This is a genomic window from Bifidobacterium castoris, from assembly GCF_003952025.1.
GTDB lineage: Bacteria > Actinomycetota > Actinomycetes > Actinomycetales > Bifidobacteriaceae > Bifidobacterium > Bifidobacterium castoris.
This window is the reverse complement of sequence record NZ_QXGI01000001.1, coordinates 434,442-449,046: the sequence shown is the minus strand read 5'-3', so window position 1 is coordinate 449,046 and position 14,605 is coordinate 434,442. Positions and strand designations below refer to the sequence as shown.

Here is a 14,605-nt window from a genome sequence, read left to right as displayed (position 1 = left end):
GGGAGTGGAGACCGGATGACGGACATCGAGACGATACGCTCGCAATTCCCGATCCTCACCCAGCGGATCAACGGCCATCCGCTCGTCTATCTCGACAGCGGCGCGACCGCGCAGAAGCCGCAATGCGTCATCGACGCGGAATCCGGGTTCTACGAGACGATCAACGCCGGCGTGCACCGCGGCGCGCACACGCTCGCGGCGCGCTCGACCGTCGCCTTCGAGCAGGCGCGCGCCAAGGTCGCCCGGCTCGTCGGCGCCTCGAGCCAGGAGGGCGGCGAGGAGCTCGTCGTGACGATGGGCGCGACCGACGCGCTCAACCTGCTCGCCACGGCGATCGGCAACGCGTCGCTCGGCCGCGGAGGCCCCGGTGCCGAGCGGTTCGCGCTGAAGCCGGGCGACGAGATCGTCGTCTCGCGCGCCGAGCACCATTCGGTGCTGCTGCCGTTCCAGGAGCTCGCCGCGCGCACCGGCGCGACGTTCAAATGGCTCGAGGTCGACGAGGACGGCCGCGTCATGGCCGATCTCGCGCCCGAGACGATCGGCGAGCGCACGCGCATCGTCGCGGTCACGCACATCGGCAACGTCACCGGCGCGATCACCGACGTCGCGCCGATCGTGCACCGCGCGCACGAGGTCGGCGCGCTCGTCGTCCTCGACGCCTGCCAGTCGGTGCCGCACATCCCGGTCGACTTCCACGCGCTCGACGTCGACTTCGCCGCGTTCAGCGCGCACAAGATGTACGGGCCGACCGGCATCGGCTTCCTGTACGGCAGGAGGGAGCTGCTCGAGGCGCTGCCTCCTGCGCGCTTCGGCGGCTCGATGGTCGAGCTCGCCTATATGGACAGGCCGGCGCTGTACATGGATCCGCCGGCGCGATTCGAGGCGGGCACGCAGCCGGTCGCCCAGGTCGTCGCCGCCGGCGCAGCCGCCGATTGGATGATGGGCGTCGGCATGGAGCGCATCGCCGCGCACGAACGGGAGATCACCGACGAGCTGCTCGGGCTCGGGCAGGTCGACGGTGTGCGCATCCTCGGGCCGCGGACGGCCGAGGGCCGCATCGGCACCGTCGCCTTCGAGGTCGACGGCGTGCACCCGCACGATGTCGGGCAGTACCTCGATGCGGCGGGCATCGCGATCCGCGTCGGGCACCACTGCGCGCAGCCGATCCACCGGCATTTCGGCGTCTTCGCGTCGAACCGCGCGTCGGCCGGCGTCTACAACACCCCCGACGAGGCGCGCGCGCTCATCGAGGCGGTCAAGGGCGTGCGGCCGTTCTTCCTGCGCTGAGCGCGGGGAGGCGGCCGGAAGGGAATAATGCGGCGCATGAGCTGTTGGCCCGATAGGGACGACGGATCGCGCGGAAAGGAAGGCACGATGGCCGACAACGGCACTGACGAACTCGAACAGATGTATCAGGAGGTCATCCTCGACGCATCCCGCCACCCGCACGGCAAGGGCGTGCTGCCGGCCGGCGACGCCGGAGCGACCGACGGCGAGGCGACGGTCGCGGCGAGGCACGAGGCGTGCTCGACGGCGCGTTCGCACCAGTTCAACCCGACCTGCGGCGACGAGGTCACCGTCCATGTGGAGGTGGGCCGCGACGAGCCGCACCGCATCGAGGACATCGTCTGGGACGGGCAGGGATGCTCGATCTCGCAGGCGAGCCTGTCGATCATGGTCGACCTCGTGCGCGGGCGTACCGTAGACGAGGCGATGCACCTGTTCGACGGCTTCCATGCGCTGATGTCCTCGCGCGGCGCGGGGCTCGACGACGAGGCGGCGATGGACGCGCTCGGCGACGCGACCGTGTTCCAGGGCGTCTCGAAGTACCCGATGCGCATCAAATGCGCGCTGCTCGGCTGGGAGGGCCTCAAGGACTCGGTGGCCAAGGCGCTCGCGGCGCAGCGCAGGGCGTCCTGAGCGCGGGGCCCCTCCCACGGGCCCCAGGCGGACGCCATGGAGGACTTTGCAACTGTTTTTCAGGAAGGACAAGAAGATGAGCGACAATCTGGTGCCCGGACCGCAGGCGACGATTCTCGACGCGGTCAGCGGCGTCGTCGGCGACGAGGCGAAGGCGCAGGCGATCATCGCGAACCCGTCGCTGGCGAAGGACGTGAACCGGGACGCCGAGGCGACGCATGAGACGGCCGAAGGGCACGGCGGCTGCTGCGCAGGCCATGGCGGCGACGGTTGCGGCTGCCGGGACGACGGCGGCATCACGCTCAAGGGCGTCGACGAGATCGGCCGTGCGACGGCGCAGGACGTCATGGAGGCGCTCCATCAGGTCATCGACCCGGAGCTCGGCATCGACGTCATCGACCTCGGCCTCGTCTACGGCATCGAGATCGACGAGCTCGGCCGCGCGATCATCACGATGACGCTGACGACGCCGGCATGCCCGCTGACCGACCTCATAGAGGACGAATGCGCGAGCACGCTCGCCGGCCTCGTCGAGGAGTTCCGCATCGACTGGACGTGGACGCCGCGCTGGAGCGTCGACAAGATCACGCCCGAGGGCCGCGAGCAGCTCGCCGCGCTCGGCTTCAACCTCGACGCGATGCCGCGGTACTGACGCGGGCCCCGCGCCCCATCCCGACCCACGCGCGATGCGCGCCTCAACGACGGCGCGCATCGCGCGTCGCGTAGAAGGCGACGGCGCTCGAGGCGGCCACGTTGAGCGAATCGACGTCGTGGCCCATCGGGATCTTCACGGTGAGGTCGGCGTTGGCGATCGTATGACGCGACAGGCCGTCGCCCTCGGTGCCGAATATCAGCGCAAGACGGTCGATGCGCGCGTCGTCGGGGACGTCGGGCCCAAGACGGCCCACGAGGTCGTCGAGCGAGATTGAATCATCGGCGAGCGCCATCGCCGCCGTCGTGAACCCCAGCCCGTGGAGTTCCTCGAGCCCCTTCCACGGCCAGTAGCGGACGTCGTCGCCGCCGATGCGCGTCCACGGCACCTGGAAGACGGTGCCCATCGAGACCCTCACGGCGCGCCGGTACAGCGGGTCGGCGCACGACGGCGTCACGAGGACGGCGTCGACGTCGAGCGCCGCGGCCGAACGCATGATCGCGCCGACGTTCGTGTGGTCGACGATGTTCTCGAGGACGGCGACGCGCGTCGCGCCCGCGCACACCTGCTCGACCGACGGCAGCGGCCAACGGCGCATCGCCGCGATTGCGCCGCGGTGCAGCCGGTAGCCGGTGAGGCGTTTGAGCTGCTCGGGGGAGGCGACGTAGACGGGGACGTCGTCCCCCCACCGCGCGTCGATTGACGCGAAGGTGTCCGCCATGCCGTCGATCCACGGCTCCTCGACGAGCAGCGAAATCGGCTCGCGTCCGGCGGCGAGGGCCCGCGTGATGACCTTCGGGGATTCGGCGATGAAGACGCCCTTCTGCGGTTCGAGACGGTTGCGCAGCTGCAACTCCGTCAGATTCGTGTACGCCTCGACGCGTGGATCGTCGACCGACTCAAGATGGATGAACCGCACCTCTGGACCTCCCGGATGGCCGTCGCGTCCGCGGGGGAGCGGGGCCGAAGATGGATGGATGAAAACGAAAAGACCGGCGATTCTCGACGAGAACCACCGGTCTTGGTCGTGTCCGGAGCGGGACTTGAACCCGCACGCCTGTATAAATAGGCACTAGCACCTCAAGCTAGCGCGTCTACCATTCCGCCACCCGGACCCGGGTCGCTGTGCTGATCACTGTGCTGTGTTCTCAGCGGCAACAGTTGAATACTATAGGGCAGCTGCGCGACGTGCGCAACTTCGGCGTGTCGCGCCCGTGTCGGGTAGCCTAGGAACCATGACAATCCCTTTGTTTCTCGTAGATTCCGGCCATGACGACGCCCCGATGGCGTCCGAGCAGATCGCGTCGGGTCGCACCGGCTGGATCATGACGCTGCCCGAGGGCGTGCGCAGGCATGCGTTCGGGTCGATGCGCCTGACCGTGGGCGACGAGCTGCAGATATCCGACGGGCGTGGGCTGCGCATCAACGCGACCGTCGTCGACGAGCGTAACGGCGACGTGTGCGTCGAGTCGTTCATCAAAGAGGAGCCGCCGCTCGTCCGGCTCGCGCTCATCCAGGCCCTCGCCAAGAACGGGCACGACGAGCAGGCGATCGACACGGCCACGCAGATTGGCGTCGACGACGTCTATCCGTGGCAGTCGGAGCGCGCGATCGCGCGATGGAAGGACGGGCGCACCGACCGCCGATGGCGCGCCACGCTCGCGGCCGCCACCGAGCAGTCGCGCCGCGCCGCGACGCCCGAACTGCACGACTGCCTGAGCGACAGGCAGCTCGTCGCGCTCTGCCGGCGCGCATGCGTGCGGGGGGATCTCGTCGTCGTGCTCCACCAGGACGCCACGCTCAGCTGGGACGAGGTGGAAGGGCGCGTGCGCGGCGTGCTCGAACGCTGCCTCGGCGACGGCGAGCCGCGCACCATCCACGTGGTCGTGGGTCCCGAGGGCGGCATCTCCGACGCCGAGGTCGCGTCGCTTAAGGACGCGGGCGCCGAGGTCTGCGTGCTCGGCGGGAACATCCTGCGCGCCTCCACGGCCGGGCCGGTCGCGCTCAGCCTGCTGTCGCGCGAGCTGGGGCGCTTCAGCTGACGGCCGCGTCCGCGCCTGCGGCCATGCAGGGGCGGGAACGCCGGCCAGGGCCGTTTATCCCGGCGCGGCAATACGATGGGAGGCGCCGGCCGCCAAGGCCGTGCGCGCATCCGGTAACGACGAGAGGAAGACGATGAGCGAGCCCGACTGCCTGTTCTGCAAGATCGTGAACTGCGACATCCCCAGCGAGAAGGTGTACGAAGACGCGAGCGTCTACGCGTTCCGTGACATCAACCCCAAGGCGAAGGTGCACGCGCTCGTCGTGCCGCGCGAGCACTACCGCGACGTCGACGAGCTCGCCCGCGCCGACGCGCAGTTGCTCGCGCACATCGTCGAGGTCGCGCAGCGCGTCGCCGACCAGGAGTACGACGGCTCGTACCGCCTCGTCTTCAACACGGGCGCAAGTGCCGGGCAGACGGTCTTCCACGTGCATGCGCACGTGCTCACCGGCGAGCCGCTCGACGAATAGGCGCCCCGGACGCATGACGGCGGGCGGGGCGCCGCGTGATCGAATCTGTTTTTCCCTTTACCATGGACGGACGCGCGCGGCGCGCCGTCGGAGAGAGGTGTGGTGGCGACTACAACACGAACGGTGACCGTGCCGGAGCAGCTCGACCCGGTGCGCGTCTTCGGACCCTACGACGAGGTCATCCGCGAGCTCGAGCGCGCCTTCGGCGAGATCACGATCCACATCCGCGGCGACCGGGTGACGATCCGCTCGACATCGAAGGCGGGGGAGGCGCAAGCCGCCGAGGCCGAGGACCTACTGCACCTGATCGTCGACGCCGCCTACGGGCATCCGATGGACGCGCCGACGCTGCGGCGCATGCTCGACCAGCGCGTGCTGTCCAACGACGTGCGCGACGAGGCGCCGGGCCACGGCGCCCGGACCGACGAGATCCGCAGGATCCGCGCGCGCAGGCGCTCCGACGGGCGTGACGCGCGCGCCGAATACCGCAAGCCCAGCGTCCCGGGGACGATCGCCTGGGCCAACGGGGTGCCGGTGCGGCCGAAGACGGCGGGCCAGGTCGCCTACGTCAACGCCATCGAGGCGAACACGATCACCTTCGGCATCGGTCCGGCCGGCACCGGCAAGACCTACCTCGCCGTCGCGAAGGCCGTGAGCGCCTTCGAGGACGGCCGTGTGCGCCGCATCATCCTGACGCGGCCTGCCGTCGAGGCCGGCGAGAACCTCGGCTTCCTGCCCGGCACGCTCAACGAGAAGGTCGACCCCTACCTGCGGCCGCTCTACGACGCGTTGTCCGACATGCTCGGGCCCGAACGCATGCACCGGCTCATCGAGGAAGGCGTGATCGAGGTCGCCCCGCTCGCCTACATGCGCGGCCGCACGCTCAACGACGCCTTCGTCATCCTCGACGAGGCGCAGAACACGACGGCGCAGCAGATGAAGATGTTCCTCACGAGGCTCGGGTTCAACACGACGATGGTCGTCACGGGCGATATCACGCAGGTCGACCTGGCCGCGCCGCGTTCGGGGCTCGTCTCGATCGAGCGCGTGCTGCGCGGCATCGACGGGGTCGCCTTCGCGCACCTCGACGCCGGCGACGTCGTGCGACACGAGCTCGTCGGCAGGATCGTGGCCGCCTACGAACGCTACGACGAGGCGCGCGCGGCGAAGGACGCGGCGCGTGGCAAGAGGAAGGACGCGCGCGATGAGCGTTGAAGTGAGCAACGAGACCGAATGGATCATCGACCCGAAGGTCTTCGCCGACCTCGGCGTATGGGTCATGGACCAGATGCGCGTGAGCACGCAGTCGGACCTGGCGATCCTGTTCGTCGACCCCGAGCCGATCGCCGAGCTGCATGAGCGCTGGATGAACCTGCAGGGCCCGACCGACGTCATGAGCTTCCCGATGGACGAGCTGCGCCCCGGCGCCGACGGCGCGCCGAGCGAGGGCTGCCTCGGCGACATCGTCATCTGCCCGTGGGTCGCCGCCCAGCAGGCCGCCGCCGCCGGGCACAGCACGATGGAGGAGATGCTGCTGCTGACGATCCACGGCATCCTGCATCTGCTCGGCTACGACCACGCCACCCCCGAGCAGGAGCGTCAGATGTTCGGGCTGCAGCGCCAGCTGCTGCTCACGTTCTTCGCGCTCAGGCAGGGTACGTCGTGGATCGCGCTCGTGCCCGACGACGTGCCGGACGCGCTCGCGCTCTACGAACGGCGCCACGGCACCGACCGCCAGCTCGGCCACTGAGGCCGCGCGGCATTCTCCCGAAGGAACCACCGATGTCCGAAGAACTCACGATCGCGCTCGTCGTCGCGATGTGCGTGGCGGCCGTGCTGCTCGCATGGCTCTCGATGATGCTCGCCGTGGTCGAAAGCGCGATCTCGCGCGTCACGCGCGCCAACCTCAACAACCTGATGATCGAGGTGCAGTCGGACGGCGAACTGACCGACTTCACGCGGCGCAAGAGGATCAGGCGCCTGCAGTCGGCGCAGCGCATCGTCGCGCGCCGCTACGCCGCGTCGAACTCGTGCGCGTTCTTCCGCATCTGCGGCAACGTGCTCACCGGCGTGCTCGTCGCGTGCATCGCCGCGACGCTCGGCTACGCGATGTGGGTGCAGCTGACCGCCGGCCTCGTCGTCGCGCTCGTCATCGCCTGCGTCACCGTGCTCATGCGCCCGCGCACCGTCGCCGGCACGAAGCCGCTGTCCGTCCTCATCGACCATGCGCCGCTCGCCGCGGCCTGCGTCAGGCTCACGCCGTTCATCGCCGGGCGCGCCCGCGGCGCCGCGGGCTCCGGACGCGCCGGGGGCGCGGTCTCCGACGACGAGGAGCTCGAGAAGATCCACCACGAGCAGGGCAAGGCCGCGATGGACCGGCTCATCGAGACCAACCGCTTCGACCCCGAGGTGTCCGACATGCTGCGCAACGTGCTCATGCTCTCCGATACGCTCACCCGTGAGATCATGGTGCCGCGCACCGACATGATCACGATCGAGCGCGACGGCACGCTGCAGGACTTCCTGTGCCTGTGCTCGCGCTCCGGCTTCTCGCGCGTGCCGGTCATCGGCGCCGACATCGACGACCTGCTCGGCATGGCCTACCTCAAAGACGCGGTGCGCACGACGGCCTTCAACCCGGCGGCCCGCGCACGCGACGTCGAGTCGATCATGCGCCGGCCGATGTACGTGCCCGAGTCGAAGCCGGTCGACGACCTCTTCCACGAGATGCAGCGCACGCGCAGCCACGTGGCCGTCGTCGTCGACGAATACGGCGGCATCGCCGGCATGGTCACGATCGAGGACGCGATCGAGCAGATCGTCGGCGAACTCGACGACGAGCACGACCGCACGCAGCACGCCGAACCCAAGAGGATCGGCGAAGAACGCATATGGAGCATGCCGGCGCGCACGCCGATCACCGAACTCGAGGAGATCTTCGAGATCGACCTCGACGAGGACGACGTCGACACCGTCTACGGGTTGCTCACCAAGCTGCTGGGCCGCGTGCCGATCGTCGGGGCGAGCGCGACGACGCACGGGCTGCGCCTGACGGCCGTCGACTCGGCTGGGCGCCGCAAGAAGGTCTCGACGATCGTCGTCGAGCCGGCATCCGTCGAGGGCGGCGACGACACTGGCAGTACGATTCAGCAGCAGGGCGATGACGCATCGCACGACGGCAAGGGACAGGGACATGACGATGACTGAACGGGACGCAACGCACGACACGACGCAGGAGAGGCCGTACCGCTCCGGATTCGTGGCCGTCGTGGGACGGCCGAACGTCGGCAAGTCGACGCTCATCAACGCGCTCATCGGCACGAGGATCGCGATCGCCTCGTCGAGGCCGGAGACGACGCGCAAGGCGATCCGCGGTGTGCTCACGCTCGACGACGCGCAGATGGTGCTCGTCGACACTCCGGGCATCCACCGTCCACGCACGCTGCTCGGCCAGCGGCTCAACGACGTCGTCGACGAATCGCTCGCCGACAGCGACGAGATCGCGTTCCTGCTGCCGGCCGACCAGGAGATCGGCCCGGGCGACCGGCGCATCCTCAGCCGGCTGCGCTCGCAGTTCGCGACGAAGTCGGACAGCGGCCGGTTCGTCTGGAAGGTGCCGCTCATCGCGATCGTCACGAAGATCGACGAGCTCGACCGCTCGCAGCTCATCGACAAGCTCATCGAGATCGACGGCTTCGCGGACTTCGCCGACATCGTGCCGGTCAGCGCCCTCAAGGACGACAACCTCGCCGAGGTCACGAAGGTGCTCGTCGAGCATCTGCCGGAGGGGCCGCAGATGTATCCGGCCGAGCAGATCACCGAGGAGAGCCCCGAGGACGAGATCGCCGAGCTCATCCGCGGCGCGTTCCTCGAGGAGCTGCACGACGAGCTGCCGCATTCGCTCGCCGTCGTCGTCGACGCGATTGAGCGGCCGCGGGACAACGAGACCGGCGAGGGCTACGCCGGCAAGACGCGGGTGCTCGTCTCGATCTACGTCGAACGCGACTCGCAGAAGCCGATCATCATCGGTCGCAAGGCCGAGCATCTCGTGCGCGTCAAGAAGCGGCTGCGCACGGCCGTCAACAGGATCGTCGGAGGCAAGGCGGTTCTCGACATGCACGTCAAGGTCGCGAAGAACTGGCAGTCCGACCCCAAGAAGCTCGACCGCCTCGGATTCTGAGGGCGTACGGCCGCCGGACGCCGAACCCATGCGAGGAGGCCATCGGGACGGATTCCCGATGGCCTCCTCTTTCATCGCGCTTCATTATGCGCATTGCGCGCCCGGGTCATGCCGCCGGGCGCGCACATGGCGTCACTGCGTCTTCTCGGCCGGATTGCGCTTCGTGTACATCTGCGTGTTGAGCAGATCGGTGTAGCGCTTGATGACCTTCGGGCGGATGACCTTCATCGACGCGGTCATCAGACCGTTCTCCTGCGAGAACTCCTCGGGCAGGATGATGAACTTGCGCACCGACTCGGCGCGCGAGACGCCCTCGTTGCCCTGGTCGACCCACTTCTGCACCTCGGCGCGCACGGCCGGGTTGACGGCCGCGTCCTCCATCGTCATGTCCGCGTCGAGGCCCTTCGACGACAGCCACGCGCGCAGCGAATCGGGGTCGAGCGTGACGAGCGCCGAGATGAACGGGCGCTTGTCGCCGAGCACGAGCGCCTGAGAGACGATCGGGCAGCGCTGGATGACCTCCTCCATCGGGCCGGGGGAGACGTTCTTGCCGCCCGCCGTGATGATGAGGTCCTTCTTGCGGCCGATGATGTACAGGAACCCGTCGTCGTCGAGCCGTCCCAGATCGCCGGTCGCGTACCAGCCGTCGTCGGTGAAGGAGGACTCGGTCTGCTCCTCGTTCTTGTGGTAGCGCGGGAACACGGCGGTTCCCTTGACCTGGATCTCGTTGCCGTCGCCGATGCGCAGCTCGAAGCCGGGGAACGGGATGCCGACCGAACCCTGATGGTAGGGCACGCCGATCGGGTTGAACGCGCACGGCGCGGTCGTCTCGGTCAGGCCGTAGCCCTCGTAGACCGGCACGCCGGCGCCGCGGAAGAAGGCCATGAGCTCGGGGTCGAGCGGCGCGCCGCCGGTGACGATCCACTTCGCGCAGCCGCCGAGCACGTCGCGGATCTGCGCGTAGACGAGCGGGTCGAAGGCGTTGCGGCGCATCGTGGCGAAGCGGCTCGCGTTGCCACGCTCGCTCATCTCCTGCATGTACTTCTGCGCCGCGACGACCGAGGCGGCGAAGACGCGGCCCTTGGGGCCGTTGCCTGCCTTCTGTGACGCCGCGTTGTACACCTTCTCGAGCACGCGCGGCACGACGATCATGATGTGCGGGCGCGCTACCTTGAGGTCGCCGGTGAGCGTCTTGATGCCGTTGGCGATGTAGATGTGGATGTTGCTCGCCACGCAGATGTAGTTGATCGCGCGCGCGAAGGAGTGCGCCTGCGGCAGGAACAGCAGCACGCGGCTCTTCTTGTCGTGCAGCAGGTCGGGCATGTAGTCGGGCAGGTTCGTGGCCGTCGCGCAGTAGTGCGCATGGGTCATCTCGACGCCCTTCGGCGCTGACGTGGAGCCCGAGGTGTAGACGATCGAGCACAGGTCGTGCAGACCGACCGTCGCGATGCGCTCGTCGAGCTGGCGGTCGCTCACCTGCTTGCCGTAGGCCTTGAGCTCGTCGAGCGCGCCGTTCTCGAGGCACATGACGTTCTTCAGCGTCGGGCAGTCGCGCTTGGCGAGCTCGGTCTTCTTGAGCATGTCCTTCGTCTCGACGACGAGGAGCGTGGCGTCGGAGTTGTTGACGATGTTGCGGATCTGCTCGGCGGAGTCGGTGTCGTAGACGGTCGCGAGCACGCCGCCGACGGCGAGCACGGCGGCGTCGAACACGTCCCAGTCGTAGGACGTGTGGCACATGAACGCGCAGCCGTCGCCCTTCCTGAAGCCCATGTGGATCAGGCCCTTGGCCACGGCGCGGATGTCGGCGAGCGTCTCGTTGGCCGTCTTCGACATCCATTGGCCGTCGCGCTTGAAGGTGTAGAGCGGCTCCTCGCCCATGCGAGAGGCGCGGTCCTCGTAGATGCGGTAGACGTTGAAGTTGTCCGGCAGCGGGCTGTTGCCCTCGGTGCTCGCCGTGATGAAGCCGGAGTCGGCGTCGATGAAGGTCGTCGTCGGGCGGTCGGGCCCCCAGAAGTCGACGTGGGGGAGGTTCTCGTAGTCGTGGTGCTGCAGCTGGGTCTCGGGATCGACGTAGTCGGGCGTTTCGCCGTCATCGCTGATCGGGTGCGAGAAGTCTCCTCCCAGATGCAGCGCCCGCTGCGTGAGATCGGATGCGCGGTCCTTGACGGATTTGAAGATGGACATGATTTTGCTCCTTACCCGCGAAAATACACTATTCCCTTGCAGTGTAGCCGTTGTGAGGGGACACGTCACCCTACGCTTGCGTAGCATCGGCCCCGCGCGCGGCAACCGGCGCGCGGCTGCGCGGATGGCGAAAACGGGGGCGGCCGGCCGAAAGATGGACGTATGGGTGCGGCGGCGCCCGGATTGGCTACACTGTAACGCTGTATGTTCACCATCCCGCGACGGGCGGGATGCATAGAAAGGGTTCACATGGCCGAACAACCAGAAGGAACCGTGACCTTCGGCGTCTTCAACGAGACGTCGGAGCACGAGTCCCGCGTCGCACTGACGCCGGACATCGTCACGCGGTTGCGCAAGGCAGGCGTCGCATGCCTGATCGAATCGGGGGCCGGCGAGGCTTCCGACTACACGGACGAGGACTACACGAAGGCCGGCGCGCAGATCGCGGACGCCGACGCGATCCTCGCGCGCGCGGACGCGCTCGGCTTCGTCGAGCGCCCGGATGACCAGCTCGTCGCCCGCATCAAGCCGGGCGTCTGGGTCATCGGCATGCTCGGCTCGTTCACCGACGCCGACTACATCGAAGCGCTCGACAGGCGCGGCGTCACCGCCGTCGCGATCGAACGCCTGCCGCGCCAGCTGAGCGCCGCGCAGTCGATGGACGAGATGACCTCGCAGAACTCCGTCATGGGCTACAAGGCCGCCCTCGTCGCGGCGAACGCCTATGGCTCCTTCCTGCCGATGATGACGACGGCGGCCGGCACGATCCGCCCGGCGAAGGTGCTCATCCTCGGCGCCGGCATCGCCGGCCTGCAGGCGATCGGCACGGCGAAGCGCCTAGGCGCCGTCGTCACCGCCTACGACGTGCGCCCCGCCTCGCGCGGCGAGGTCGAGTCCCTCGGCGCGAAGTTCCTTGAGCTCGGCCTCGACTTCTCCAAGGGCCAGGGCGAGGGCGGCTATGCGCGCGCCCTGACCGCCGAGGAGCAGGCGCAGCAGCAGGCGGCCGTCGACGAGAAGGCCGCCGGCTTCGACATCATCATCACGACCGCGAAGGTCCCGGGGCGCAAGCCCCCGGTCCTGCTGACCGCGCGCGGCGTCGAGGGGCTGCACCGCGGCGCCGTCGTCGTCGACTGCGCGGCGAGCGAGCTCGGCGGCAACGTCGAGGGCTCCGCGATCGGCACGCGCCGCACCGAAGGCGGCGTGACGATCATCGGCGCGCCGTATCTGGCGAGCGAGGTCAGCACGACCGCGTCGAACCTGCTGAGCCGCAACGTCGCCGACATCCTCGTGCACTTCATCAGGAACGGCGCGCTCGCCGTCGATCCGTCCGACGAGATCGACCAGGCCATGATCGTTGCCGGCAACAAGCCGGCGACCGAAACGAAGGGAGAATGACATGCAGGTCATCATGCCGAATCTCGTCATCGCGCTCACGCTGTTCGCCCTCGCGCTGCTCATCGGCATCGAGGTCATCGGCAAGGTGCCGGCGACGCTGCACACGCCGCTGATGTCCGGCGCCAACTCGATCCACGGCATCGTCATCGTCGGCGTCGTCATCGTCGCCGCGCACGCCACGAGCACGCTGTCGTACGTGTTCATCTTCCTCGCGGCCGTGCTCGGCACGATGAACGTCGTGGGCGGCTACGTGGTCACCGACCGCATGCTTGAGATGTTCAAGTCCGACAAGTCCGACGCGAAGAAGGGGGACAACAAGTGATCTACGACAATTGGATTCCCGCATCCACCGTCGATGTCGTCGCCTGGTGCGTCTACGTGCTCGCCGCGGTGCTCTTCGTGATGGGTCTGCACTACATGAACTCGCCGAAGACCGCGCGCAAGGGCAACTTCGTGTCCGCGGCCGGCATGGTCATCGCCGTCGCGATGGCGTTCGTCAAGCTGTTCATCGACGGCAACTTCTCGAAGACGGCGCTCGTCCTGCTCGTCGCGGGCATCGTCGTCGGCGCGGTCGCCGGCGTCGTCTCGGCCAAGAAGGTCAAGATGACCGACATGCCGCAGCTCGTCTCGGTGTTCAACACCGTCGGCGGCGGCGCTGCGGCGCTCGTCGCGCTCAACGACATCCTCGCGGGCGAGGGCAGCCCGAGCCTCGTCGTGCTCATCACCGCGGGCCTCGGCGTCATGATCGGCTCGGTCACCTTCACCGGCTCGCTCGTCGCGGCCGGTAAGCTGCAGGGCATCAAGTGGGTCAAGAAGCTGCGCCTGCCGGGCAAGAGCGTGTGGAACATCCTGTTCATCGTGCTCACCGTCGCCGCGTTCATCATGTTGTGCGTGCAGCCCGAGCACCGTGCGCTGTGGTCGATCCTGACGACGGTGTTCGCGCTGTGCTACGGCCTCGTGTTCGTCATCCCGATCGGCGGCGCCGACATGCCGGTCGTCATCTCGGTGCTCAACGCCTGCACCGGCACCGCCGTCGCGATGTCCGGCCTGGCGATCGACAACGTCGCGCTCATCGTGGCCGGCGCGCTCGTCGGCGCGGCGGGCGTCACGCTGTCGGTGCTCATGTCCAAGGCGATGAACCGTCCGCTCATGTCCGTCCTCGCGGGCGGCTTCGGCGGCGCCAACGCCGCCGGCGGCGACGCCGAGGGCCCGGAGGGCACGATGAAGGAGACCTCCGCAGACGATCTGGCCGTCCAGCTCGTCTACGCGGACAAGGTCATCTTCGTCCCCGGCTTCGGCCTGGCGCAGGCGCAGGCGCAGCGCGAGCTCGCCGACCTCGGCGAGCTGCTCAAGGAGCACGGCGTCGAGGTCGAGTACGCGATCCACCCGGTCGCGGGCCGCATGCCGGGCCACATGAACGTGCTGCTCGCCGAGGCGAACGTGCCCTACGACGAGCTCATCGACCTCGACGACATCAACCCGCAGTTCCCGAGCGCGAACGTCTCGCTCGTCGTCGGCGCGAACGACGTGACGAACCCGGCCGCCCGCAAGCCCGGCACGCCGGTCTCCGGCATGCCGATCCTCGACGTCGACAAGTCGCAGAACGTCGTCGTCATGAAGCGCGGCCGCGGCAAGGGCTACGCCGGCATCGAGAACGAGCTGTACTTCGAGGACAACACCCAGATGCTCTTCGGCGACGCGAAGGCGAGCCTGCAGGCCGTCATCGCCGCCGTCAAGGAGCTGCTCGCCTGATTGCCGGACGC

General features: G+C 68.5%; 14 protein-coding genes and 1 tRNA gene. 12 read left to right on the top strand and 3 right to left on the bottom strand.

The window, feature by feature from the left end; translation table 11 throughout:
- Nucleotides 1–15 precede the first annotated feature (15 nt).
- The 3 genes from D2E22_RS02060 to D2E22_RS02050 all read left to right on the top strand — a co-directional run bounded on the left by D2E22_RS02060 (nucleotide 16) and on the right by D2E22_RS02050 (nucleotide 2,572).
- Nucleotides 16–1,287, top strand: a complete 1,272-nt coding sequence (locus tag D2E22_RS02060; RefSeq protein ID WP_126031443.1) for a SufS family cysteine desulfurase — start codon at nucleotides 16–18, stop codon at nucleotides 1,285–1,287.
- Nucleotides 1,288–1,374: 87 nt separating this feature from the next.
- On the top strand, nucleotides 1,375–1,920 hold the full coding sequence (sufU, locus tag D2E22_RS02055) for a Fe-S cluster assembly sulfur transfer protein SufU (protein ID WP_126031442.1): 546 nt from the start codon (nucleotides 1,375–1,377) through the stop codon (nucleotides 1,918–1,920).
- A 76-nt stretch (nucleotides 1,921–1,996) separates the two neighbouring features.
- Nucleotides 1,997–2,572, top strand: a complete 576-nt coding sequence (locus D2E22_RS02050) for a metal-sulfur cluster assembly factor (protein ID WP_126031441.1) — start codon at nucleotides 1,997–1,999, stop codon at nucleotides 2,570–2,572.
- A gap of 43 nt (nucleotides 2,573–2,615) precedes the next feature.
- Here the strand turns inward: D2E22_RS02050 and D2E22_RS02045 are convergent, their stop codons facing one another.
- Both D2E22_RS02045 and D2E22_RS02040 read right to left on the bottom strand, forming a co-directional pair.
- Nucleotides 2,616–3,491 carry a TrmH family RNA methyltransferase gene (locus D2E22_RS02045; RefSeq protein WP_126031440.1) on the bottom strand — a complete coding sequence of 292 codons (876 nt, stop codon included), beginning with the start codon at nucleotides 3,489–3,491 and terminating at the stop codon, nucleotides 2,616–2,618.
- A gap of 109 nt (nucleotides 3,492–3,600) precedes the next feature.
- Nucleotides 3,601–3,687: transfer RNA gene (locus tag D2E22_RS02040), tRNA-Leu, on the bottom strand.
- A gap of 120 nt (nucleotides 3,688–3,807) precedes the next feature.
- On the opposite strand from D2E22_RS02040, the gene D2E22_RS02035 reads away from it, so the two are divergent.
- The 6 genes from D2E22_RS02035 to era all read left to right on the top strand — a co-directional run bounded on the left by D2E22_RS02035 (nucleotide 3,808) and on the right by era (nucleotide 9,263).
- A complete protein-coding gene (locus D2E22_RS02035) occupies nucleotides 3,808–4,614 on the top strand; it encodes a 16S rRNA (uracil(1498)-N(3))-methyltransferase (protein ID WP_126031439.1) in 807 nt (268 codons plus the stop codon).
- Between the two features lie 133 nt (nucleotides 4,615–4,747).
- Nucleotides 4,748–5,083: a histidine triad nucleotide-binding protein gene (locus D2E22_RS02030; RefSeq protein ID WP_126031438.1), complete on the top strand. Its 336-nt coding sequence runs from the start codon at nucleotides 4,748–4,750 to the stop codon at nucleotides 5,081–5,083.
- 102 nt (nucleotides 5,084–5,185) lie between these two features.
- A complete protein-coding gene (locus tag D2E22_RS02025; protein ID WP_126031437.1) occupies nucleotides 5,186–6,298 on the top strand; it encodes a PhoH family protein in 1,113 nt (370 codons plus the stop codon).
- A complete protein-coding gene (ybeY, locus tag D2E22_RS02020) occupies nucleotides 6,288–6,833 on the top strand; it encodes an rRNA maturation RNase YbeY (RefSeq protein ID WP_126031436.1) in 546 nt (181 codons plus the stop codon). Before D2E22_RS02025 ends, ybeY begins: the two co-directional genes overlap by 11 nt.
- Nucleotides 6,834–6,865: 32 nt before the next feature.
- Nucleotides 6,866–8,290, top strand: a complete 1,425-nt coding sequence (locus D2E22_RS02015) for a hemolysin family protein (protein ID WP_126031435.1) — start codon at nucleotides 6,866–6,868, stop codon at nucleotides 8,288–8,290.
- Nucleotides 8,277–9,263 carry a GTPase Era gene (gene era, locus D2E22_RS02010; protein ID WP_126031434.1) on the top strand — a complete coding sequence of 329 codons (987 nt, stop codon included), beginning with the start codon at nucleotides 8,277–8,279 and terminating at the stop codon, nucleotides 9,261–9,263. The genes D2E22_RS02015 and era overlap by 14 nt, the downstream gene beginning before the upstream one ends.
- A gap of 132 nt (nucleotides 9,264–9,395) precedes the next feature.
- On the opposite strand, the gene D2E22_RS02005 is transcribed toward era, so the two are convergent.
- Nucleotides 9,396–11,447, bottom strand: coding sequence for an AMP-dependent synthetase/ligase (locus D2E22_RS02005; RefSeq protein ID WP_126031433.1), 2,052 nt, complete (start codon nucleotides 11,445–11,447; stop codon nucleotides 9,396–9,398).
- A gap of 249 nt (nucleotides 11,448–11,696) precedes the next feature.
- Between D2E22_RS02005 and D2E22_RS02000 the strand changes: the two genes are divergently transcribed.
- The 3 genes from D2E22_RS02000 to D2E22_RS01990 are packed head-to-tail and all read left to right on the top strand — an operon-like array spanning nucleotide 11,697 to nucleotide 14,594.
- Nucleotides 11,697–12,842: an NAD(P) transhydrogenase subunit alpha gene (locus tag D2E22_RS02000; protein WP_126031432.1), complete on the top strand. Its 1,146-nt coding sequence runs from the start codon at nucleotides 11,697–11,699 to the stop codon at nucleotides 12,840–12,842.
- A gap of 13 nt (nucleotides 12,843–12,855) precedes the next feature.
- A complete protein-coding gene (locus D2E22_RS01995; protein WP_095613818.1) occupies nucleotides 12,856–13,164 on the top strand; it encodes an NAD(P) transhydrogenase subunit alpha part 2 in 309 nt (102 codons plus the stop codon).
- Entirely contained in the window at nucleotides 13,164–14,594 is a 1,431-nt protein-coding gene (locus D2E22_RS01990; protein WP_420897234.1) for an NAD(P)(+) transhydrogenase (Re/Si-specific) subunit beta, read from the top strand. Before D2E22_RS01995 ends, D2E22_RS01990 begins: the two co-directional genes overlap by 1 nt.
- The last annotated feature ends 11 nt before the right edge of the window (nucleotides 14,595–14,605 follow it).

Coding starts and splice junctions, on each gene's coding strand:
- D2E22_RS02060 (WP_126031443.1), top strand. CDS start 16: ATGACGGACATCGAGACGATACGCTCGCAATTCCCGATCCTCACCCAG.
- sufU (WP_126031442.1), top strand. CDS start 1,375: ATGGCCGACAACGGCACTGACGAACTCGAACAGATGTATCAGGAGGTC.
- D2E22_RS02050 (WP_126031441.1), top strand. CDS start 1,997: ATGAGCGACAATCTGGTGCCCGGACCGCAGGCGACGATTCTCGACGCG.
- D2E22_RS02035 (WP_126031439.1), top strand. CDS start 3,808: ATGACAATCCCTTTGTTTCTCGTAGATTCCGGCCATGACGACGCCCCG.
- D2E22_RS02030 (WP_126031438.1), top strand. CDS start 4,748: ATGAGCGAGCCCGACTGCCTGTTCTGCAAGATCGTGAACTGCGACATC.
- ybeY (WP_126031436.1), top strand. CDS start 6,288: ATGAGCGTTGAAGTGAGCAACGAGACCGAATGGATCATCGACCCGAAG.
- D2E22_RS02015 (WP_126031435.1), top strand. CDS start 6,866: ATGTCCGAAGAACTCACGATCGCGCTCGTCGTCGCGATGTGCGTGGCG.
- era (WP_126031434.1), top strand. CDS start 8,277: ATGACGATGACTGAACGGGACGCAACGCACGACACGACGCAGGAGAGG.
- D2E22_RS02005 (WP_126031433.1), bottom strand. CDS start 11,447: ATGTCCATCTTCAAATCCGTCAAGGACCGCGCATCCGATCTCACGCAG.
- D2E22_RS02000 (WP_126031432.1), top strand. CDS start 11,697: ATGGCCGAACAACCAGAAGGAACCGTGACCTTCGGCGTCTTCAACGAG.
- D2E22_RS01995 (WP_095613818.1), top strand. CDS start 12,856: ATGCCGAATCTCGTCATCGCGCTCACGCTGTTCGCCCTCGCGCTGCTC.